At 72.8% G+C, this 19,490-nt stretch carries 20 protein-coding genes; 10 read left to right on the plus strand and 10 right to left on the minus strand.

Annotated elements, in window-relative coordinates; all coding sequences use genetic code 11:
• Window positions 1–116 precede the first annotated feature (116 nt).
• The gene (locus tag C1N81_RS10025; protein WP_394428408.1) at window positions 117–1,067 is read left to right on the plus strand and encodes an NAD-dependent epimerase/dehydratase family protein; all 951 of its coding nucleotides are present in this window, start codon (window positions 117–119) and stop codon (window positions 1,065–1,067) included.
• Here C1N81_RS10025 and C1N81_RS10030 read toward each other — a convergent pair.
• Genes C1N81_RS10030 through C1N81_RS10055 form a run of 6 tightly spaced genes read right to left on the minus strand, consistent with a single transcriptional unit; the run spans window position 1,057 to window position 7,148 of the window.
• Window positions 1,057–1,914, minus strand: a complete 858-nt coding sequence (locus C1N81_RS10030) for a phosphogluconate dehydrogenase C-terminal domain-containing protein (protein ID WP_394428409.1) — start codon at window positions 1,912–1,914, stop codon at window positions 1,057–1,059. The genes C1N81_RS10025 and C1N81_RS10030 overlap by 11 nt on opposite strands.
• A 2-nt stretch (window positions 1,915–1,916) precedes the next feature.
• The gene (locus C1N81_RS10035; RefSeq protein WP_394428410.1) at window positions 1,917–2,759 is read right to left on the minus strand and encodes a sugar phosphate isomerase/epimerase family protein; all 843 of its coding nucleotides are present in this window, start codon (window positions 2,757–2,759) and stop codon (window positions 1,917–1,919) included.
• Window positions 2,759–3,529 carry a triose-phosphate isomerase gene (locus C1N81_RS10040; protein WP_394428411.1) on the minus strand — a complete coding sequence of 257 codons (771 nt, stop codon included), beginning with the start codon at window positions 3,527–3,529 and terminating at the stop codon, window positions 2,759–2,761. Before C1N81_RS10040 ends, C1N81_RS10035 begins: the two co-directional genes overlap by 1 nt.
• Window positions 3,529–4,017, minus strand: a complete 489-nt coding sequence (locus tag C1N81_RS10045; RefSeq protein ID WP_394428412.1) for a ribose-5-phosphate isomerase — start codon at window positions 4,015–4,017, stop codon at window positions 3,529–3,531. The genes C1N81_RS10040 and C1N81_RS10045 overlap by 1 nt, the downstream gene beginning before the upstream one ends.
• A 21-nt stretch (window positions 4,018–4,038) precedes the next feature.
• The gene (locus C1N81_RS10050) at window positions 4,039–5,772 is read right to left on the minus strand and encodes a dihydroxyacetone kinase family protein (RefSeq protein ID WP_394428413.1); all 1,734 of its coding nucleotides are present in this window, start codon (window positions 5,770–5,772) and stop codon (window positions 4,039–4,041) included.
• A complete protein-coding gene (locus C1N81_RS10055; RefSeq protein WP_394428414.1) occupies window positions 5,769–7,148 on the minus strand; it encodes an MFS transporter in 1,380 nt (459 codons plus the stop codon). The genes C1N81_RS10050 and C1N81_RS10055 overlap by 4 nt, the downstream gene beginning before the upstream one ends.
• A 244-nt stretch (window positions 7,149–7,392) precedes the next feature.
• On the opposite strand from C1N81_RS10055, the gene C1N81_RS10060 reads away from it, so the two are divergent.
• Complete coding sequence (locus C1N81_RS10060) at window positions 7,393–8,169, plus strand: FadR/GntR family transcriptional regulator (RefSeq protein WP_394428415.1); 777 nt, start codon at window positions 7,393–7,395, stop codon at window positions 8,167–8,169.
• On the opposite strand, the gene C1N81_RS10065 is transcribed toward C1N81_RS10060, so the two are convergent.
• Complete coding sequence (locus C1N81_RS10065) at window positions 8,162–9,106, minus strand: GlxA family transcriptional regulator (RefSeq protein ID WP_394428416.1); 945 nt, start codon at window positions 9,104–9,106, stop codon at window positions 8,162–8,164. The two genes, C1N81_RS10060 and C1N81_RS10065, sit on opposite strands and share 8 nt — an antisense overlap.
• A gap of 200 nt (window positions 9,107–9,306) precedes the next feature.
• Between C1N81_RS10065 and C1N81_RS10070 the strand changes: the two genes are divergently transcribed.
• The 4 genes from C1N81_RS10070 (at window position 9,307) to C1N81_RS10085 (ending at window position 12,380) form a co-directional block, all read left to right on the plus strand.
• The gene (locus C1N81_RS10070) at window positions 9,307–9,957 is read left to right on the plus strand and encodes a DJ-1/PfpI family protein (protein WP_394428417.1); all 651 of its coding nucleotides are present in this window, start codon (window positions 9,307–9,309) and stop codon (window positions 9,955–9,957) included.
• Window positions 9,958–9,959: 2 nt separating this feature from the next.
• Window positions 9,960–10,427 carry a DUF2269 family protein gene (locus tag C1N81_RS10075; protein ID WP_394428418.1) on the plus strand — a complete coding sequence of 156 codons (468 nt, stop codon included), beginning with the start codon at window positions 9,960–9,962 and terminating at the stop codon, window positions 10,425–10,427.
• 2 nt (window positions 10,428–10,429) lie between these two features.
• On the plus strand, window positions 10,430–10,714 hold the full coding sequence (locus tag C1N81_RS10080; RefSeq protein WP_394428419.1) for a DUF3817 domain-containing protein: 285 nt from the start codon (window positions 10,430–10,432) through the stop codon (window positions 10,712–10,714).
• Window positions 10,715–10,808: 94 nt separating this feature from the next.
• Window positions 10,809–12,380, plus strand: coding sequence for a substrate-binding domain-containing protein (locus C1N81_RS10085; RefSeq protein ID WP_394428420.1), 1,572 nt, complete (start codon window positions 10,809–10,811; stop codon window positions 12,378–12,380).
• Here C1N81_RS10085 and C1N81_RS10090 read toward each other — a convergent pair.
• Complete coding sequence (locus C1N81_RS10090) at window positions 12,359–12,901, minus strand: helix-turn-helix domain-containing protein (RefSeq protein WP_394428421.1); 543 nt, start codon at window positions 12,899–12,901, stop codon at window positions 12,359–12,361. The two genes, C1N81_RS10085 and C1N81_RS10090, sit on opposite strands and share 22 nt — an antisense overlap.
• Before the next feature lie 113 nt (window positions 12,902–13,014).
• Between C1N81_RS10090 and C1N81_RS10095 the strand changes: the two genes are divergently transcribed.
• On the plus strand, window positions 13,015–14,280 hold the full coding sequence (locus tag C1N81_RS10095) for a benzoate/H(+) symporter BenE family transporter (RefSeq protein WP_394428422.1): 1,266 nt from the start codon (window positions 13,015–13,017) through the stop codon (window positions 14,278–14,280).
• A 43-nt stretch (window positions 14,281–14,323) separates the two neighbouring features.
• Here C1N81_RS10095 and C1N81_RS10100 read toward each other — a convergent pair whose 3' ends face one another.
• Entirely contained in the window at window positions 14,324–15,061 is a 738-nt protein-coding gene (locus C1N81_RS10100) for a type 1 glutamine amidotransferase (RefSeq protein WP_394428423.1), read from the minus strand.
• 89 nt (window positions 15,062–15,150) lie between these two features.
• On the opposite strand from C1N81_RS10100, the gene C1N81_RS10105 reads away from it, so the two are divergent.
• From C1N81_RS10105 to C1N81_RS10115, 3 genes are read left to right on the plus strand one after another with little or no spacing between them, the layout of a single operon-like run.
• Window positions 15,151–16,077, plus strand: a complete 927-nt coding sequence (locus tag C1N81_RS10105; RefSeq protein WP_394428424.1) for a fructosamine kinase family protein — start codon at window positions 15,151–15,153, stop codon at window positions 16,075–16,077.
• A 31-nt stretch (window positions 16,078–16,108) separates the two neighbouring features.
• Window positions 16,109–17,191 (plus strand): NAD(P)H-dependent amine dehydrogenase family protein, encoded by a 1,083-nt coding sequence (locus C1N81_RS10110; protein WP_394428425.1) that lies wholly within the window; start codon window positions 16,109–16,111, stop codon window positions 17,189–17,191.
• Entirely contained in the window at window positions 17,188–17,670 is a 483-nt protein-coding gene (locus C1N81_RS10115; RefSeq protein ID WP_394428426.1) for a carboxymuconolactone decarboxylase family protein, read from the plus strand. The genes C1N81_RS10110 and C1N81_RS10115 overlap by 4 nt, the downstream gene beginning before the upstream one ends.
• A 22-nt stretch (window positions 17,671–17,692) precedes the next feature.
• Here the strand turns inward: C1N81_RS10115 and C1N81_RS10120 are convergent, their stop codons facing one another.
• Complete coding sequence (locus tag C1N81_RS10120) at window positions 17,693–19,327, minus strand: GMC oxidoreductase (RefSeq protein WP_394428427.1); 1,635 nt, start codon at window positions 19,325–19,327, stop codon at window positions 17,693–17,695.
• Window positions 19,328–19,490: the final 163 nt, after the last annotated feature.

Below are 19,490 nucleotides of genomic sequence, written 5' to 3' on the forward strand. Positions count from 1 at the left end.
ACCCCCTCGATTCCCCCCCGACACCCACTCGATGACGGGCCCATTGCTATAGATGTGCGCGAGAGTTAGAGTCTCTAACGGAAGCAAGCGCCAGTAGCGCCCACGAGGGGACCATCATGACCAGCACTCCCGCCCTGCACGTCGTCCTCGGCTCCGGCCCGGCCGGAACCGCTCTCGCCGAGGAGCTGGCGCGCCGCGGGCACCCCGTCCGGCTCGTCGACCGCAAGGGCGAGGGGCCCGGGCCGGCGGGCGTCGAGCGGTTCGCCGCCGACGTCGGCACGGCCCAGGGGGCACGGGCCGCCGTGGCCGGGGCCGCCGTCGCGTACCACTGCGTCAACGTCGCCTATCACCTCCAGGTCGACGCCATGCCGCGCTTCCAGGAGGCCGTCCTCGGCGCCGTCGAGGAGAGCGGGGCGCGCCTCGTCGTGCTCGACACGCTGTACCCGTACGGCGAGACCGGCGGCGCCGTCATGACCGAGGACTCGCCCTGGAACGCCACGTCCCGCAAGGGCCGGATGCGCGCGGACCTCGACGAGAAGTACCTGGCGGCGCACCGCGCGGGGCGCGCCCGGGTGGTGCTCGGCCGCTCCGCCGACTTCTTCGGGCCCGGCGTCCTGAACTCGACGCTCGGCGGCGCCGTCTTCCCGGCCGCGCTGGGCGGCGGCGAGATCCCGGCGTTCGGCGACATCGACCTGCCGCACAGCTACACCTACATCGGCGATGTCGCCGCCGGGCTCGCCACCCTCGGCGAACGCCCCGACGGCGACGGCCGCGTCTGGCACCTGCCGACCGCTCCCGCCCTGCCCACCCGCGAGACCCTGGCGATGGTGGAGCGGCGCACGGGCCGGCCGACGGCCCTCACGGTCGTGGCGGAGCCGCGCCCGTTCGGCCCGTTCGACGAGGTGTTCATGGCCGAGTACGCCGAGATGTTCTACCAGCACACCGAGGCGCAGATCATGGACTCGTCGGCGTTCGAGCACCGCTTCGGTGTCCGCCCGACGCCCCTCGCGGAGGCGCTGGACGCGACCCTCGCCTGGTACCGGGACACGCTCGGGGTCAGCGCTTGATCTCCTTGATCTTCAGCATGCGCGTGATGACCTTGTCCAGCTCCGCGTCGTCGAAGACCTTCTTCCAGTCGTCGCGGACGATCGACTCACGGCCGTAGTCCATCGCGATGAGGCAGGCGTCGGAGAACGGGTTGGAGCCCTTCAGCGTGTTGGCGAGGGCGACCTGGGTGTGGCCGAGGAGCATCGCGCGGGCCGCCTTCTCGGGGACGCCGACGGTGTGCACGGTCTCGTGCAGCGCCTCGGTGAGCAGCGCGCCGACCATGCAGGCGATGGTCTCGACGAGCGTCGGCTCCAGCACGGCGAGCTGCTTGACGGTGACCCAGTGGACGTCGACGACGGGCGCGTACATGACGCGGATGACGGCCTCGGCGAGCTCCTGCCTGCCCGCGTCCCCGCCCTCGTACGCCGCGACGACCTCCTGCGGCGCGGCGATGCCGCCGAAGGTGTCCTGCCACTCCTCCTTGGTGGTGCGCTCCAGGAAGACGGACGGGTGGCAGGGGTGCGCGCAGGCGTAGTGCACGTCGTCGCGGGCGAAGAGCAGGCCCGCGTACGCGGCGGCCGGGTCGAGGGTGAGGACGACGGCGCCCGGCTTCATCAGCGGGACCAGTTCCTCGGAGACGGTGCCGAGGACGATGTCCGGCACCGCGAGGATCACGACGTCGGCCTCCTTGGCGGCGACGCCGGAATCGGTGAGGTCGCGGCCGAGGGAGCGGATCAGCTCCTGTCCCTTCGGGGACGCCTCGCTGAACAGGACCCGGAAGTCGCTGTCGACCAGGTTGTTGGAGACACGCTGGCCCATCTTGCCCGCGGCCCCGATGACGGCGACTGTCTTGTTCTCGGTGGCCATGGTCATTCGCTCCTCAGAGGGGTGTGCGGAAGGGTGTTGCTCAGGGGGGTGTTGCTCAGAAGGGTGGTGATGCTGTGCCGCGTCCACTGGTGTTCGAGCCGGGCGGTGGCGTCGAAGCCCTCGTCCTGCCACGGGAGCCAGTGCTCCACGATCTGGTGGAGGCCGCGCTCGTCGGGCCGGACCGCGGCGATCATGGCGTCGTAGTCGAGCAGGCCCGTACCGAGCGGGCAGCCCGCGTAGGTGAAGCCGACCCAGCCGTCGCGGCGGGTGAAGGCGAAGTCCTTGACGTGGATGTTCACCACGTGGGGGGCGGTCGCCGCCACCACGTCGGCGGGGCGTTCGAGGCGTGCCACGCTGTTGCCGGGGTCGAGGACGACACCGAGGTGTGGGGTGTCGACACCCTTGACGACGGCGAGGAGGTCGTCGGTGGACACCTGCTCATAGGTCTCCAGGCCGAGGGTCACACCTGCCGACACATATGCGGGCAGCGCCTGCCGCAACAGGGTGACGGCCTCGTCGACGGACGGCCGGTGGTCGGCCGTGTTCATCATCGAGCGGACGAGGGTCACGTCCAGTTGCCGCGCCATGTCCAGGTACTTCGCCAGATGTGCGGGGCCAACGCCCCGTGTGCCGAGTTCCAGGCGCAGGCCCAGGTCGCGCGCGGCGTCCCGGACGTCGGCGAGGCGGGCGGCGTCGTAGGTCTCGATGTCCGGGTAGTCGCAGATCTGGAAGACCTGACCGCCCAGCTCCTTGGTGTCGACGAGCATGTCGAGCAGGGAGAGCGGCTTGGGCGCGCGCCCGGAGATCCGCCAGAAGTAGGCGTAGGTGCTGATGCCGTACGCCATCACGCCACCGCCGTACGGGGGGTGAGCGCCTCGACCTCGTCGAGGATCGCCGCGACCGCCGCCGGGTCATGCGCGAAGCGGCCCAGGAAGAGTCCGCCCGCGGCGCCGCCGAGGCGGGTGAGCAGTCCGGGTCCGGCGCTGCCGCCGTAGATGACGGCCGAACCGGCGTGCTGGGGGCGGGAGTCGAGCCACTCCCCCAGCGCCGCGCACACCGTGGTGATGTGCTCGGGCGAGGCGGGTTCGGGTGCGCCGATGGCCCATTGCGGCTCGTAGGCGAGGACGACCTTGCCGCGCATGCCGTAGAGGAGGCGGGCGGCCTCGGCGACGGTGCGGCGCGCGGCCTCGGCCGGGTCGACCGGGTCGAGTTCGCCGACGCACAGGACCGGGGTGAGCCCGCTGCGCAGGGCGGCGGCGGTCTTCGCGGCGACGACCGTGTCCCCCTCGCCGTAGAGGCGGCGGCGCTCGGCGTGGCCGACCTCGGCGTAGCGGCAGCCGATCTCCTTCAGGTACGGGCCCGACACCTCGCCCGTGTACGCGCCGACGTCCTCCGTGGCGACGTCCTGGGCGCCGACGTCGACGCCGCTTCGCGCGAGGATCCCCGCCACGGGCACGATCGCGGGGAAGGCGGGGAGTACGAAGAGCCGGGCCGCGCCGCTGGTGACGGCGGGGTGCCGGTCGGCCAGCTGGACTATCCGCCGCGCCCAGTTGAGGGTCTCGTGGTGGCCGAAGTACATCTTCAGGCTCACCCCGAGCAGGACGGGGCCGGACATCAGGCGGCCGCCTCGGAGTCGTTCCCGGACTCGTTCTCGTAGTCGCTCATGAGGCGGACCTTCGCGGCGGACGGCGAGGAGGCATCGAAGCGGTAGGTCAGCCACTCGGCGGCGAGGCGGCGCGCCAGTTCGAGGCCGACGACGCGCTGGCCGAAGGTGAGGACCTGCGCGTTGTTGGAGAGCACCGCGCGCTCCACGGAGAAGGAGTCGTGGGCGGTGACGGCGCGGACGCCCTTGACCTTGTTGGCGGCGATGGCGACGCCGAGTCCGGTGCCGCAGACGAGGAGCGCCCGGTCGGCCTCGCCGCGCGCGACCAGTTCGGCGGCGGCGATGGCGACCTTGGGGTAGGCGGTGTGCCCGTCGGCGTCCACGCCGACGTCGGTGACGGAGGAGACCAGGCCGCTCGCCTCCAGGTCGGCCTTCAGGGCTTCCTTGTACTGGAATCCGGCGTCGTCGCAGCCGACGACGATCCGCAGCTTCTCACTCATGTCGCGTGTCCTTAGCGGGAGTTACTTGCAGGGGGTGAGGGCGCCGTGCACGGCGCGGACGATGAGGGCGAGGGAGTGCGCGCCCGCGTCGGGGGTGCCCAGCGACTTCTCGGCGTGCGGCCGTGCGCGGCCCATGCGGGGCAGCAGGTCGGCGGTGGCGCGGGCGGCGCGCTCGGCCTCGTCGGCCGCCTCGGACCAGGCCGTGGGGAGGTCGGCGCCTTCGGAGACCCGCCGGCCGAGCGTCTCGGCGAAGGGCACGAGGACGTCCACCATCGTCTTGTCGCCGACCTCGGCGCCGCCGGTCCTGCGGACGTCGTCGGACGCCTTCAGGACTCCGTGGGCGACGGACGCCGGGGTCGGCCGTCCGGTGTCGCCGAGCGCGTCGGCGAGGGCGCGCAGGACGATGCCCCACAGCGCGCCCGAGGTGCCACCCGCCTTGTCGGCCCAGGCGTCACCGGCGGCGGTCAGGAGCGTACGGGCGCCTGCTCCCGCCTCGTCGGCCTCGCGTGCGGCGGCGTGGGCGGCGCCGGCGCCGCGCCGCATACCGATGCCGTGGTCGCCGTCCCCGGCGACGGCGTCGATGCGGCCGAGTTCGTCGGCGTGCGTGTCGACGGTCTCGGCGAGCACACGCAGGGCGTCCAGGGCGGTGGCGGCGGCCCGGCGGGACTCCGCGCTCGCCTCCTCGTGAGGCGCGGCGTCGGGCTCAGAGGCGGCCGCCTCCTCCTCGGGGGCGAGGGCCGTGGCCGGGACGGCGCCCTTGCGGTAGGCGGGCGTGTCGGCCGGGGCGGTCCACAGGGGTTCGAGGGTGGCGTCGAGCCAGGTCAGGGTGAGGGAGACACCGGCCATGTCGAAGCTGGTGACGAGTTCGCCGACCTCGGGGTCGACGGCCTGTACGCCCGCCTCGGCGAGGAGCTGGGCCACGCGCCGGTAGACGACGAAGAGCTCCTCGTACTTGACGGAGCCGAGGCCGTTGAGGATGACGGCGGCGCGCTGCCCGTCCGGGGTGTCGACACCCTCGGGGAGTTCCTTCAGGAGGGCCGAGACGAGGAGTTCGGCGGCCTCGTCGGCGGTGGGGACGGCGGCTTCGCCGATGCCGGGTTCGCCGTGGATGCCGAGGCCGACGGCCATCCGGTCCTCGGGGACGGAGAAGAGGGGGTGGTCGGCGCCGGGCAGGGTGCAGCCGGAGAAGGCGATGCCGAAGGAGCGGGTGCGGGCGCCCGCGCGGGCGGCGACGTCGGCCACCTCGTCCAGGCCGAGGCCCTGTTCGGCGGCGGCCGCGGCGGCCTTGAAGACGGGCAGGTCGCCCGCGATCCCGCGGCGCTTGTGGGCCTCCTCGGGGGCGGCGCTGGAGAGGTCGTCGGTGACGGCGAAGGTGCGGGTGGGGACGCCGTCGGCGGTGAGGCGTTCGGCGGCCTGGCCGAAGTGGAGGACGTCGCCCGCGTAGTTGCCGTAGAGGAGGAGGACACCGCCGCCGGACTCGGCGGCCCGCGCGACGCCCCGTATCTGCTGGGCGGAGGGCGAGGCGAAGACGTTGCCGACGGCGGCGCCGTGCGCGAGGCCCTGGCCGACCAGGCCGGAGAAGGCCGGGTAGTGCCCGGAGCCGCCGCCGATGACGACGGCGACCTGGCCCGGGGTCTTCCCGGTGGCCCGCACCACGCCGCCGGGCACGGGCCGCACCCAGCGGCGGTGGGCGGCGGCGAACCCTTCGAGGGCTTCGTCGGCGAAGGCGGCGGGGTCGTTGAACAGGCGGGTCATCGCTGGTTCTCCGCGGGGGTCGTGGCGGTGGACGGGGACGGGGGTGTGCGGGCGGCGAGCCAGATCATCAGCGCGGCGGAGAGCAGCATGAAGGCGCCGACGAGGTAGAGCGGCACGTAGTAGGCGCCGGTCCAGTCCTTGAGCCAGCCGGTGACGTAGCTGGAGGCGAACCCGGCGATGTTGCCCGCCGTGTTGATCAGGGCGATGCCCGCTGCCGCCGCCGCGCCCGTGAGGAAGCGGGAGGGGACGGCCCAGAAGACCGGCAGCGCGGCGAAGATCGAGCAGGCGGTGACGGTGATGACGGCGACGGTGGCGGCGGGCGAGCCCATGGAGAGGGCGAGCGGGATGGTGACACCGCCGACGATCGCGGGTCCTGCCACGTGCCAGGTGCGGGTGCCGTGCCGGGTGGCGTGCCGGGTCCAGAAGAAGAGGACGACGGCGGCGGGCAGGTACGGGATCGCGGTGATCCACGCCTTGTCCATGACGCTGAACGTGGTGTCGTACTGGTCCTGGAAGCCGTTGATGATGGTCGGCAGGAAGAACGCGAGCGCGTAGAGCCCGTAGACGAAGCCGAAGTAGACGACGGCGAGGATCCACACGCGGGTGTTGGTGAACGCCGACCTCAGATCGCCCTTGGCGTGGCCGCCCTCGTGGCCGGTCTTCCCGGCGTTCTCGGCGGCCAGCTCCTTGGTGAGCCAGTCGCGCTCGTCCGGCGTCAGCCACTTGGCGTCGGCGGGGCGGTCGATCAGGTAGAACCAGGCGATGACGCCGAGCAGGATCGCCGGGATCGACACGAACAGGAACATCACGCGCCAGCCCTCGAGCCCGAACAGGCCGTGGTGGCCGATCAGCCAGCCCGCGAGCGGGGCGCCGAAGACCGTGGTCAGCGGCTGGGCGAGGTAGAAGAGGCCGAGGATCTTCGTGCGGTGGCGGCTCGGCACCCACTGGCTCAGGAAGAGGATCGCGCCGGGGAAGAACCCGGCCTCGGCGACGCCGAGCAGGAAGCGCAGGGTGTAGAGGCCGCCGCTGCTGTTCACCCAGGTGAAGAGGAGCGACACGATGCCCCAGGTGACCATGATCCGGGCCAGCCAGCGGCGGGCGCCGAAGCGGTGCAGCGCCATGTTGCTCGGGACTTCGAGCACGATGTAGCCGAGGAAGAAGATCCCGGAGGCGAAGCCGAACTGGGCGGCGGTCAGGGCCAGGTCCTGGCCCATCCCGTTGGGCTCGGCGAACGACACCGCGGTGCGGTCCAGATAGTTCACGAAGAACATCAGGGCCACGAACGGGACGAGACGGATCGAGATCTTCTTGATCGCCGACGTCTCGACGGCTGGTCTCGTCTCCGTCGTCACGGGCGGCGCGGTGCTGGCAGGCATGGCGACTCCTCGGCTCGCCGGACAGCTCTGTCCGGACTTGGGTCACTCTCGGCGCACACGGCGGGCGGCAGGGGCTGTCCACGCCGGTGGGGGCCGATCTGCGTGTCACGCTATGCCTGATTCTCAAATTGGTCACCAATTTACCAATGTGGCGAGCGTCGCACTGGTGACTGCCGGTTGAACCCTTGACAAAACCGGTCACCAGGGACGACGCGCGAGGGGCGGGCGGCCGTCTGGTCTACTGGTGACCGTGACCAGTCAGCCCGCCTCCGCCACGCCCGGTGACCAGCCCGACCTCGCCCAACTCCTGCGCCCCGTCGTGCGCGAGTCCTCGGTGAGCGAGGTCGCCAAGCGCCTCCTCGACCACCTCTCCGCGGGCAACATCCGGCCCGGCACCCGGCTGCCCGCCGAGCGCCAGCTCGCCGAGGCGCTCGGCGTCGCCCGCTCCAGCGTCCGCGGCGCGCTGTCCGCGCTCGACGTGCTCGGCATCATCGAGATCCGCCCCGGCTCGGGCTCGTACGTGCGCGAGGGCACCTCGGAGTTCCTGCCGCGCGCCATCAACTGGGGCCTCATGCTGGGCCAGCGCCGGACGAAGGACCTGGTCGAGGTCCGCACCTACATGGAGGGCGTGTCGGCGCGGCTCGCCGCCGAGCGGGCGACGGACGGGGACGTGGCGCGCCTGGAGGAACACCTGCGGCACATGCGGGAGGCGGGCAGCGACGTCAAGGCGTTCATCGACGCCGACATCGCCTTCCACCTGGAGTGCGCGAGCATCGCGCGCAACACCGTCCTGAGCGACATCCTGCACTCCATCCGGGCGCTGCTCCAGGTGTGGATGGAGCGCGTCAGCGACATCGAGGGCACGGTCAGCGGCACCCTGTGCGAGCACGACGCCGTGCTCAAGGCCATCCGCGACCGGGACCCGGAGGGCGCGGACCGGGCGATGGCCGAACACATGCGGATGGCGAGCGCGCGGCTGCGCGAGTCGGTCGAGGACGGGTCCCGGCCGGGCGCTAGCTGAAGGTGCGACGGTACGCCTGCGGGCTCACGCCCGTCGTGCGCTTGAAGCGGTCGCGGAACGCGGTCGGCGAACCGAAGCCGACCTGCGCCGCGATCCGCTCCACGGGGTGCCCGGTCGTCTCGAGCAGGTGCTGGGCCTGCCGGATGCGGGCCCGGTGCAGCCACTGCAGCGGCGTGGTGCCGGTCTGTTCGCGGAAACGGCGCATGAGCGTACGTGTACTGACGCCGGCGCGGGCGGCGATGTCGGCGAGGGTCAGATCGCTGTCCAGGTGATCCCGGAGCCAGTCGAGCAACGGCTCGAAGGAGGCGCCCCGCGGCGCGGGGGCCGGCGTGTGGTCGTGGACGATGAACTGCGCCTGGCCGCCCTCCCGTTCGAGCGGCATGACGGAGAGCCGGGCCGCGTCGGCGGCCACCGCCGAACCGTAGTCACGGCGGATCATGTGCAGGCACAGATCGAGCCCGGCGGCGGCGCCCGCCGAGGTGAGGATCTGCCCGTTGTCGACATAGAGCACGTCGGCGTCGACCTCGACCTTCGGGTACGTGGCGGCGAGCAGGTCCGCCGCGATCCAGTGTGTCGTCGCCCGCAGCCCGTCCAGGAGCCCGGTGGCGGCGAGCGGGAAGGTGCCCGCGCAGATGGAGGCGATACGGGTGCCGTGCGCGGCCGCGTCCCCGAGGGCCTCGCGGACGGCCGGTGACAGCGGGGCGGTCGGCGCCGAGGTGCCGGGCACGATGATGGTGTCCGCGCCCTTCAGACCGTCGAGCCCCCGGTGCGCGCGGAGCGTGAACGTGCCCGCGTCCACCTCCTCCCGCTCGGCGCACACCCGGACCTGGTACCCGGGCCTGCCGTCCGGGAGCCGGGTACGGCTGAAGACCTCGATCGGGGTGGACAGGTCGAAGGGGATCACGTGGTCAAGGGCGAGGACGGCGACGATGTGCATGGCGAGAACATAGCGCGGCGCCGGGAAACGGACACCTCCCTGTACAGCTGTCAGCAGCGGAAAGGTGCCCCTGTCATGGCTGGCGCTATCCCGTTGACACTCGGCGATAATGCCACTGGGAGAGGTGTCCGCCACTGCATAGCGTCGGTGTCGAGCCCGGCGCGGACCGGGCCCCTCGCACCCACGGAGGAACCTCTCCCATGCACGTCCAGATCGTCCTCTTCGACGGATTCGATCCCCTCGATGTCGTCGCCCCGTTCGAGGTCCTGCACGCGGGCGGCGCCGCGTCCGGTGGCGCCGTCGGCGTGGAGCTGGTCTCCGCCGAGGGGCCGCGCGAGGTGGTCGGCGGCGCCGGCGGGCTCGCGCTGCGGGCGACGGGCACGCTCAGCCCGGAGCGCGCCGGGGTCGTCCTCGTGCCCGGCGCGGCGGGGCCGCTGGAGGAGACCGGCGGGGCGGAGCCCAGCATCCCCGTCCTGCTGGGCCGCACCCTGACCACGGGGCTGCCCGCGCTGCTCGGGGCCGCGATGAAGAACCCCGAGGTCACGACCGCCTCCGTCTGCGGCGGGTCGCTCGTCCTTGCCCTCGCCGGGCTCATCGGGGGCCGCCATGCCACCACGCACCATCTGGGCCTGGACCAGCTCGACGAAGCCGGCGTCCACGCGGTGCACGCCCGGGTCGTCGACGACGGCGACCTCGTCACCGGCGCGGGCGTCACCTCCGGGCTCGACCTGGCCCTGTATCTCCTCGAACGCGAGGTGGGTCCCCAAGTGGCGCTCGCGGTCGAGGAGTTGTTCGCCTACGAGCGGCGCGGCACGGTGTGGCGCGCGGCGGGCCTGGGCGCGGGCCACTGACCATGACGAAGTTCCTGCTCAGCCTGCACGTCATCGCCGCTGTCCTGACCGTGGGGCCGGTCACCGTCGCCGCGAGCATGTTCCCGAGGACCTGGCGGCAGGCGCTCGCGTCGCCGGGCGAGGCCGAACCGGTGTCGACACTGGGGACGCTGCACCGCATCTGCCGGGTGTACGCCGGGATCGGCGTCGCCGTACCGCTCTTCGGGTTCGCGACGGCGAGCAGCATGGGGGTGCTCGGCAGCGCGTGGCTGATCGCCTCGATCGTGCTGACGGCCGCGGCGGCCGCCGTCCTCGCGCTGCTGATCCTGCCCGCGCAGGAGACGGCGCTCGACGCGGCGCGGCAGCCCGAGGCGCCGCCGCTCCCCCGTGGCACGGCCCAACTGGCCGCTCTCACCGGGGTGTTCAATCTGTTGTGGGCCACGGTCACCATCCTGATGATCGTCCGTCCCGGCTCGACCACGGGGGCGTGATCGTGCGGCCGACACCTCCGAGCCCCCTGCGGCCCCTTCGTCTCGCGGCACGCGCCGAACTCGCCTCCCTGATCCTGCTTTTGACGAATCTCGTCACCGTCCACCTTCCGGCCCTCTCGTCCGTCCTCGGGCCCGCGCACGGCTTCGCGTACCTCTTCGTCATCGGGGCCACCTGGCGGCTGCGGCGGGCGGACGGCGCCACCAAGGCGTACGCGCTGGTCCCCGGGGTCGGTGGGCTCTTGGCCGAGCGGCGGCTGGCCGCGACCGTTCCCGCCGCGACCGGTTGAACACGGCCGCGACCGGTTGAACACCTGACGAACACTCGGCGAAGCCCGGCGGCAGGGCCCGCCGCCGCGCCCGGCGGGTCCGTACCGTCGCTTCATGAGCTGGCTGGAGATCTGTCTCACCGCCGCGGGGCTGCTGCTCGGTGCCGTCTCCATCGTGACGCCGTTCGTCGCGGACCGGCGGGCGCGGCGCAGCAGGCGGATCGGGTTCCGCAAGCAGATGGACATCGCGATAGGGCACAACGGTCAGGTCGGCGGCGTCGATCCGCGGCTCGGCCTGTTCAACGACCTGCCCGCGATGCGGGACGCGACGCTCGTGCTCCTGCGGATCGAGAACGACGGCTCGCGCCACATCGAGGAGTCGGACTACATCGACCCGTCGACGCAGTACGGGCTCACCGCCGAGTTCCCGGGCCGGCGCGTCCAGGCGCAGGACGTCACGCTGCCCGGGGAACACGCCAACCTGATGGGCTACTTCGAGAACCAGCCGGGGCTGCTCGTCGCCGGACCCAGCACCCTGCGCATCCCGCGCGTACCGCTGAAGCCGGGCGCGCACTACAAGATCCTGGTGCTTCTCACCGGGGGCCGGGAGGGCGGCCGGGTCACCGTCACCGGCGACCTCAAGGACGGCACCCTCCACGAGAACCACAGCCTCACCCCGGACGAGAAGCCGCCGGTGTTCAGCAGGCGGGCCCGCTGGACGACGGTCGGGCTCGGCCTCGCGCTGATCGCGGCGGCCACGCTGCCGCTGCTCGTGCCGCCGCCGCTGCCGGACGACTGCGCGACCGGGTCGCTGCGCCTGACGGGGTCGACGGCGTTCGCGCCGGTCATGGCCGAGCTGGCCGCCACGTACCGGGAGCACTGCGACGACCGGCCGCGGATCACGGTGAGCGCGCACGGCAGCCGCGCCGGGGTCCGTGAACTGGCCCTGTCCGGCGGCGGGACGGACGACGAGGGGGCGACCGTCGTCGCGTTCTCGGACGGACCGCGCCCCGCGAGCTACCGGCGGCTCGGCGAGAGCCGCGTCGCCGTGTCCCTGTTCACGCTGGTCGTCCACGACGACGTACGCCTGACGGACCTGTCCGTGGCCGACGTGCGGCGCCTCTACCGCGGCGAGATCCGCGACTGGCGCCGGCTCGGCGGCCCCGACCTGCCCGTCGTCCTCGTCAGCCGCACCTCCGGGTCCGGCACCCGCAGCGCGCTCGCCGCCCGGGTCCTCGCGGGCGCCGACGAACCGCCCGCCTCGTCCGACGACTGCGTGACGCGCACGGCCCGCGCCGCGCCCATGCTGCGTTGCGAGCTCGACTCGACGGAGCAGGTCCTCGACACGGTGGCCCGCACCCCGGGCGCCATCGGCTACAGCGAACTGCGCGCCGCGTCACCCCCGGACGCGCCGGGCGGGCTGCACCCGGTCACGCTCGACGGCCGCACGCCCGACCCGGACCGGCTCTCCGAGGGCGGCTATCCGTACCGCGAGATCGAGTACGCGTACACCTACGGCCGCCCGCCCGCGAACTCGCTGGCGTCCAGCTTCCTCGCGTACGCCGTCGACGACGGGACCGGCAAGGGCGTGGTCGCCGCCCACGGCCATCTGCCGTGCGGGACGCCGGTGGGGCTCCGGGTGTGCGGGGGGAGCCAGGTGCTGCCTCAATCACCGCTCTTGGGGTAACGGACGAACAGGATGCCGTGGACCTCGCCGTGCGGGGCGGCGTAGCGGTGCGGGGCGTCGGCGCGCCAGTGCGCGTGGCCGCCCGGGCCGACCGCCTGCGGGGCGTCGGGCAGGCCGACGACGGCCGTACCGGAGAGGACCATCAGGCTCTCCGTGGTGCGCGCGACGTGTGCCGTCGAATCCTGGGTCGCGCCGTCGGCGATGGTGACGCGGAAGACGTCGGTGGCGGCTTCGGCGTCCTCGTACCGCTCAAGGAGTACGGCGGTGACGGCGCTTCCGGAGACGCCGCCCGCGCCCTCGCGCACGCCCGGCGGCGGATCGTCCAGGACGGCGGAGAGCGGGCTGTCCAGGGCGGTGGTCAGGGCGTACAGCGTCTCCAGGGTGGGGTTGCGCAGGCCGCTCTCCAGCTCGGAGAGGGTGCCTTTGCCCACGCCCGAGCGGCGGGCCAGCTCCGACAGGGACAGGCCGCGCTCCTGGCGCAGCGCCTTGAGCCTGCGCCCCACTTCGTCGTGGAGACCCATCGCTGTGCCCCTCCGGCCTTTTTGGTTGACGGTTCGACATCGACCTCCCTAGTGTTCCACATACAGAACGTTCCATTTATGGAACGCCCGGAGCGCATGGAAGTGGATGCCCGATGTCCCGCCCCTCACCCCCGTCCCTCCTCACCCGCGTACGCGCCCTCGCCCCGCCCTCGGCGGTGGCGGCGGGACTGATCGCCGTCACCGTCGGCGTGACCAGCTCGGCGGCGCTCGTCTTCACGGCGGCGCGGGCCGCGGGGGCGGACGCGCGGGAGATCTCGTCGTGGATGCTCGCGCTCGGCATCGGCCTCGCCGTGACGTGCGCCGGGCTCTCGCTGCGGTTCCGGGCGCCCGTGGTGACCGCCTGGTCGACGCCGGGCGCGGCGCTCCTCGCCACCGGGCTCAGCGGGGTGTCGATGGGGAAGGCGGTCGGGGCGTTCGTCTTCAGCGCGGTGCTGATCCTGGTCAGCGGGGTCACCGGATGGTTCGCCCGCGTCATGGACCGGATCCCCGTGCCGCTCGCGGCGGCGCTGCTCGCGGGCGTGCTGCTGCAGTTCGGCACGGGCCTCTTCACGGAGATGGACGGCTCCTTCGCCGTGGCGTTCCCCATGTTCGTCCTGTACCTCCTCGCGCGGCGCCTGCTCCCCCGGTACGCGGTGCTGCTCGCCCTGGGCGGCGGCGTCGTGGCGTCCGCCCTGACCGGGGGCTGGCACCTGGACCGGCTCCATCTCTCCCTGGCGCACCCGGTGTTCACGGCACCGGAGTTCGACTGGAAGGTGCTGATCAGCGTCGGCGTCCCGCTCTTCGTGGTCACGATGGCTTCGCAGAACCTGCCGGGCGTCGCGGTCCTGCGCGGCTCCGGGTACGACGTCCCCGTCTCACCGCTGCTGACGTGGACCGGCGCGGTGCAGGCGGTGCTCGCCCCGTTCGGCGCGTTCGGCATCAACCTCGCGGCGATCACGGCCGCGATCTGCACGGGCGAGGAGGCCCACCCGGACCGCGAACGCCGCTACCTGGCCGCTGTCTGGGCCGGCGTCTTCTACCTCTGCGTCGGTCTGCTCGGCGCCACCGTGGCCTCGCTGCTCGTCGCGATGCCGCACGCCCTCGTCCTGGCCATCGCGGGCATCGGCCTCCTCGCCACCATCGAGGCGTCCCTGGCCTCCGCCGTCTCCGACCCGGCGTCCCGCGAGGCCGCGGTGGTCACGTTCCTGGCGACGGCCTCCGGCGTGACGCTCCTGGGAATCGGCTCGGCGTTCTGGGGGCTGCTTGCCGGTGTCCTGACGAGCGCGGTCGCCACCCTGAGCCGCCGCGACCGCCGAAAGGGGGCCCCCGCCGCCCCGGCGCCCGACGCACCCGGGGCGCCCGCGCGAACGGAGGCCTGAGGCACGGCGGGGCGTTCCCCCGGTCACCTCGTGCCGACCCCGGTCACCTCGTGCCGGCCCCGGCCGCCGCACACACCTGCGCGAACCGCCGCGTGAACTCCCCCCACGCCGCGATCATCGCCCCCTCGTCCGCCACCGCCCGCGCGTGCAGCGCCTCCCGGTCCATGCCCCGCGCCGCGAGCCGGTCCCGGTCCCACGTCGCGATGCGGGACGCCTCCGCCTCCGGGTGGAACTGGACGCCCCAGGCCCGCGCGCCGACCCGGAACGCCTGGTGCGGGCATGCCTCGCTGGACGCCAGCCACACCGCGCCCGGCGGGAGTTCGGTGATCGCGTCCACGTGGCGTTCGATCGCCGGGACCGTGTCGCCCAGACCGTGCAGCAGCGTGTCCCCCGCCGCCTCCGGGCGCAGCCGGATCGGCGTGCTGCCGTACTCGGGCCGGCCGTGTTCGGCGCGTACGGCGCCGCCCGCCACCCGCGCAAGCAGCTGCCCGCCGAGACAGATGCCGAGGAAGGGGGTGGCGTCGGCGAGCGCCTGCCGCGCCAGGGCGCGGGTGGCGGGGAGCCAGGGGGCGCGGGCGTCGTCGTCGGGCAGGTAGCCGCCCCCGAGCACGACCAGCGGGCGTCCGCCGAGCACGGCGGGCAGGTCCTCACCCGCGTACGGGTGCAGGACCCGCACGTCGAGGCCCGCCTCGCGCAGCCAGGTCCCGACCCGGCCGGGGCCGCCGCCCGGGGTGTGCTGAACCATCAGGACCGGCATGTGACCGTGCACGTCCACCGACATGTGCGACTCCCTCTCCTTCTCTCCCGGCGCAGGAGATCAGGGCCCGGCGCGCCCCGTCAACCACCGGCCGCACCCGTAGGGTGAGACGCATGTCCCACCCCTCAGACGCCGCAGCCGTCGCAGCACGTCGCACCGGTCGCCGGGCCGTCGCGGAGCGCCGCCGGTCCGTCCAGCTCAGCGAGGTCACGCTCGACGACGGACGGGTCGTGATGGTCAAGCGGGCCGACAGCGACGGCACCCCGGGCGCGCTCCGCGCCGAGGCGGCGGGGTTGCGCTGGCTCGCCGCCGCGCACGCCGTCGCCGTACCCGAGGTGCACGGGCCGGACGACGGCGCCGACGACGGCGCCGACGACGGGTGGCTGGTCCTCGACCGGGTGGCCGAGGGGCGGGCGACCGCCGACGGCGCGCGACGGTTCGGGCGGGATCTCGCCGTGCTGCACGCCACGGGCGCCCCCGAGTTCGGCGCCCCGCCGCCCGGCGGCCCGACGGACGCGGCCATCGGTCTCGCCCCGATGCGCAACGTCCCCGGCGAGGAGTGGCCGCGCTGGTACGCCGAGCACCGCGTCCTCCCCTACGTACGGCTCGCGGTCGACGGCGGCACCCTCACGCCCGCCGAGTCCCGCACCATCGAGCAGGTTCTCGACCGGCTCCCCGCCCTGGCCGGCCCCGCCGAACCGCCCGCCCGGCTCCACGGCGACCTGTGGAACGGCAATGTGCTGTGGGGCCCGGACGGCGCCGCGTGGCTCATCGACCCCGCCGCGCATGGCGGTCATCGCGAGACCGACCTCGCGATGCTGCACCTGTTCGGCGCCCCGCACCTGGACCGGATCGTCGACGGCTACCAGGAGGCGGCGCCGCTCGCGGACGGCTGGCGCGACCGCGTCCCGCTGCACCAGCTCTTCCCGCTGCTCGTGCACACCGTCCTCTTCGGGCGCGGGTACGCCGAGCAGTCCCTGACCGCCGCCCGGCGGCAACTGGCGCGCTATCACGCATCAACCGGCGTCCCAGGACTATGAACTGACGGCCCGTCAGGTTACGCTCCGGCGCATGACTTCCACGGTGGTCTGGGGCACCGGGAACGTGGGCCGCGCGGCGATCCGGGCCGTCGACGCCCACCCCGGGCTCGAACTCTCCGGCGTGCTCGTGCACGACCCCGCCAAGGACGGCCGCGACGCGGGCGACCTGGCCGGTCTCGGCCGCGCCCTCGGTGTCACCGCGACGACCGACGTCGACGCGGTGCTCGCGGCCCGGCCAGGCGCCGTCCTCTACGCCGCCTCCGGCGATCTGCGCCCCGACGAGGCCCTCGCCGACATCTGCCGCGCCCTGCGCACCGGCGCGGTCGTCGTCAGCCCGGCCCTCTACCCCCTCTACGACCACCGGAGCGCGCCGCCGGAGTTCACCGACCCGGTGCACGCCGCGATCGAGGCGGGCGGCGGCTCCCTGTTCGTCTCCGGCGTCGACCCCGGCTGGGCCAACGACGTACTGCCCCTCCTCGTCAGCGGCCTCGGCACCCGCGTCGACGTGCTGCGCTGCCAGGAGATCTTCGACTACTCGACCTACGACCAGCCGGACGCGGTCCGCGATCTCGTCGGCATGGGCCATCCCATGGAGTACGAGCCGCTGATGCTCGCCGAGACGATCCCCACCATGGTGTGGGGCGGGCAGCTGCGCCTCATGGCCCGCGCGCTCGGCGTCGAACTCGACGAGATACGAGAGACGTTGGAGCGGCGTCCCCTGGAAGCCGATGTGACGACCGCCGCCATGGGCGACTTCGCGGCGGGCACCCAGGGCGCGGTCCGCTTCGAGGTGCAGGGGATCGTGGACGGCGAGGTCCGCATCGTCGTCGAGCACGTGACCCGCATCCACCCCTCGTGCGCCCCGGACTGGCCGCTGCCGCCCGGCGGCGGGGCGGGCGCGCACCGCGTCGTCGTGGAGGGCCGCCCGCGCATCGAGGTCACCGTGCAGGCCACCGACGAGGGCGGCAACCACGCGGCGGGCGGCAACGCGACCGCCGTGGGACGCCTCGTCGGCGCGATCGGCTGGCTCGTGGAACAGCCGCCCGGCCTCTACGACGCCCTCGACGTGCCCGTATCCCCCGCCACCGGCCGACTCGGGAGGAAGCAGCCATGAGGATCGACATCCCCGACGGCGAGGAACCGATCCCGTACGTGTGGGGCGAGATGGTGCCCGGGATCGGGCCCGCGGCGGCCCAGTTCTCGATGGCCGTCTACGACCACTCCTCCCTCGGCCTGCGCGAGTTCGAGGCGGCCCGGCTGCGCGTCGCCCAGCTCAACGGCTGTCTGTTCTGCCTGGACTGGCGCACCGAGCGGGACGGCGAGAAGGTCGAGGCGTCCTTCGCCGACGCGGTGGAGGAGTGGCGGACCACCGCCGCCTTCGACGAGCGGACGCGGCTCGCCGCCGAGTACGCGGAGCGGTACACCCTCGACCACCACGGGCTCGACGACGCGTTCTGGCAGCGGATGACCGGCCAGTACAGCCAGGCGGAGATCGTGGAGCTGAGCATGGCCATCGGATCGTGGCTGGCGTTCGGCCGCCTCAACCACGTGCTCGGCCTCGACACTGTGTGCGCCCTGCCCGAGCCCGGCTGAGGGGTCGGGCAGGGCGCGGCCGTCACAGATCAGCGGAGATGATCTTCTCGATGTTGCGCTCGGCGAGCGCCGTGATCGTCACGAACGGGTTGACGCTGGTATTGCCCGGGATCAGCGCGCCGTCGATGACGTAGAGGCCCGGATAGCCGTACAGGCGGCCGTAGTTGTCGGTCGCCTTGCCGAGAACGGCGCCGCCCAGCGGGTGGTACGTGAGGTGGTCGCCCCAGATCTTGTAGACCCCGAAGAGGTCCGTGCGGTAGATCGTGCCCTCCTTGGCGTTGATCTTGTCGAAGATGGTCTTGGCCGCGTTGATCCCGGGTTGCTTCCACGCGGTCTGCCAGTTCAGGTCGACGCCGCCGGTCGACGGGTTGTACGTGAACTGCGCGCGGTTCGGGTTCTTGGTGATGGACAGATAGAACGACGCGTAGGTCTCGATGCCCGTCGGCAGCGGGGCGACCTCGGCGAAGGCGCCGCCCGCCGCCCAGTTGTCGATGCCGGCGGTCGGGATGGACGCCTGGAGCGAACCGGTCGGGTCCCACAGGTGGTTGGCGCGGCCGCACATCACGTTGCCGTTGTCGCCCCAGCCCTTGCCGATCTCGCCGTTGAGCGCGGGCAGCGCGCCGGTCGCCTTCAGCTTGGTGAGGAGCTTGCTCGTGCCTACGCTGCCCGCCGCGAAGAAGACACGGTCCGCGGTGATCTCCTTCGTGGCCGCGACGGCCCCGGTGGTGGAGAGCTGCTCGATGCGCACGGTGTAGCCGCCGCCGGAGGCCGGGGTGACCGAAGTGACCTTGTGCAGAGGGGAGATGGTGACCCTTCCCGTGGCCTTGGCGCGCGGGAGGTAGGTCTTCTGGAGCGACTTCTTGCCGTAGTTGTTGCCGTACAGGATCTCCCCGGCCAGCGCCGATTTCGGCGCCGTGCCCGCCTGCTCCTGCTTCATGTAGTCCCAGTCGTACACGTCGGGCACGAACACGAACGGGAAGTTCGAGCGCTGGGCGTGCTTGCGGCCGACGCGCGCGTACTGGTAGCACTCGGCGGTCTCGAACCAGTCCGGGTCGATGGTGGTGACGCCGAGCCCGGCGTTGGCGCGCGGGTAGTACGTGCCGTACATCTCGTTCGCGTCGACGGTCGGGAGGATGGCGCCGAAGTTCTCCCGCTTCGGCGTGACGGCCATGCCGCCGTTGACCAGTGAGCCGCCGCCGACGCCGCGCCCCTGGTAGACGGTGATGCCCGCGAAGTCCTCGGCGTCGAGGATGCCGGTGTACTTCGGCACGTCCTTGTCGATGGGGAAGCCGAGGAAGTTGCTCAGGGGCTGCTTCGTTCTGGTTCTCAGCCAGAACGACCGGTGGTCGGGGCTGGTCGTGTTGGCGAAGATCTTGCCATCCGAGCCCGGGGTGTCCCAGGCCATGCCCATCTCCACCATCCGCACATCGACGCCCGCCTCGGCGAGCCGCAGCGCGGCGACGGATCCGCCGTACCCGGTGCCGATGACGAGGGCGGGGATACGGGCGCCGTCGGCGACGGCGGAGGTGGCGCCGCGCTCCGCGGCGGCGGCGTGCCCGCTCAGCGCCACGGCGCCGAGAACAGAACCTGTTCCTGCGAGGAAGCCGCGGCGCGAGATTCCGTTGCGGGCCACTTCAGGACGGGTCGAGTCATTCATTCTGGGTTCCTCACTCTCGACGGAATGGGAACGAGTTCTACTGTTGATCGCGACACAAGTCGATGCATACCAATAGGTAACGTTCCGTGCGTTGCGCCGACACAACGACGGAGCGGCGTGGCGATCACCTCGCCACGCCGCTCCGTGCGGTCCCGGGGTCCCG

It is taken from the genome of Streptomyces sp. SGAir0957, assembly GCF_043523415.1.

Excerpts from the sequence above, each read along its gene's own strand:
- C1N81_RS10030 (WP_394428409.1), bottom strand. The coding sequence starts at position 1,914 with ATGGCCACCGAGAACAAGACAGTCGCCGTCATCGGGGCCGCGGGCAAG.
- C1N81_RS10075 (WP_394428418.1), top strand. The coding sequence starts at position 9,960 with ATGACGAAGTTCCTGCTCAGCCTGCACGTCATCGCCGCTGTCCTGACC.
- C1N81_RS10115 (WP_394428426.1), top strand. The coding sequence starts at position 17,188 with ATGAGGATCGACATCCCCGACGGCGAGGAACCGATCCCGTACGTGTGG.
- C1N81_RS10095 (WP_394428422.1), top strand. The coding sequence starts at position 13,015 with ATGTCCCGCCCCTCACCCCCGTCCCTCCTCACCCGCGTACGCGCCCTC.
- C1N81_RS10055 (WP_394428414.1), bottom strand. The coding sequence starts at position 7,148 with ATGCCTGCCAGCACCGCGCCGCCCGTGACGACGGAGACGAGACCAGCC.
- C1N81_RS10035 (WP_394428410.1), bottom strand. The coding sequence starts at position 2,759 with ATGGCGTACGGCATCAGCACCTACGCCTACTTCTGGCGGATCTCCGGG.
- C1N81_RS10070 (WP_394428417.1), top strand. The coding sequence starts at position 9,307 with ATGCACGTCCAGATCGTCCTCTTCGACGGATTCGATCCCCTCGATGTC.
- C1N81_RS10100 (WP_394428423.1), bottom strand. The coding sequence starts at position 15,061 with ATGTCGGTGGACGTGCACGGTCACATGCCGGTCCTGATGGTTCAGCAC.
- C1N81_RS10120 (WP_394428427.1), bottom strand. The coding sequence starts at position 19,327 with ATGAATGACTCGACCCGTCCTGAAGTGGCCCGCAACGGAATCTCGCGC.
- C1N81_RS10065 (WP_394428416.1), bottom strand. The coding sequence starts at position 9,106 with ATGCACATCGTCGCCGTCCTCGCCCTTGACCACGTGATCCCCTTCGAC.
- C1N81_RS10110 (WP_394428425.1), top strand. The coding sequence starts at position 16,109 with ATGACTTCCACGGTGGTCTGGGGCACCGGGAACGTGGGCCGCGCGGCG.
- C1N81_RS10085 (WP_394428420.1), top strand. The coding sequence starts at position 10,809 with ATGAGCTGGCTGGAGATCTGTCTCACCGCCGCGGGGCTGCTGCTCGGT.
- C1N81_RS10025 (WP_394428408.1), top strand. The coding sequence starts at position 117 with ATGACCAGCACTCCCGCCCTGCACGTCGTCCTCGGCTCCGGCCCGGCC.
- C1N81_RS10040 (WP_394428411.1), bottom strand. The coding sequence starts at position 3,529 with ATGTCCGGCCCCGTCCTGCTCGGGGTGAGCCTGAAGATGTACTTCGGC.
- C1N81_RS10090 (WP_394428421.1), bottom strand. The coding sequence starts at position 12,901 with ATGGGTCTCCACGACGAAGTGGGGCGCAGGCTCAAGGCGCTGCGCCAG.
- C1N81_RS10045 (WP_394428412.1), bottom strand. The coding sequence starts at position 4,017 with ATGAGTGAGAAGCTGCGGATCGTCGTCGGCTGCGACGACGCCGGATTC.
- C1N81_RS10050 (WP_394428413.1), bottom strand. The coding sequence starts at position 5,772 with ATGACCCGCCTGTTCAACGACCCCGCCGCCTTCGCCGACGAAGCCCTC.
- C1N81_RS10105 (WP_394428424.1), top strand. The coding sequence starts at position 15,151 with ATGTCCCACCCCTCAGACGCCGCAGCCGTCGCAGCACGTCGCACCGGT.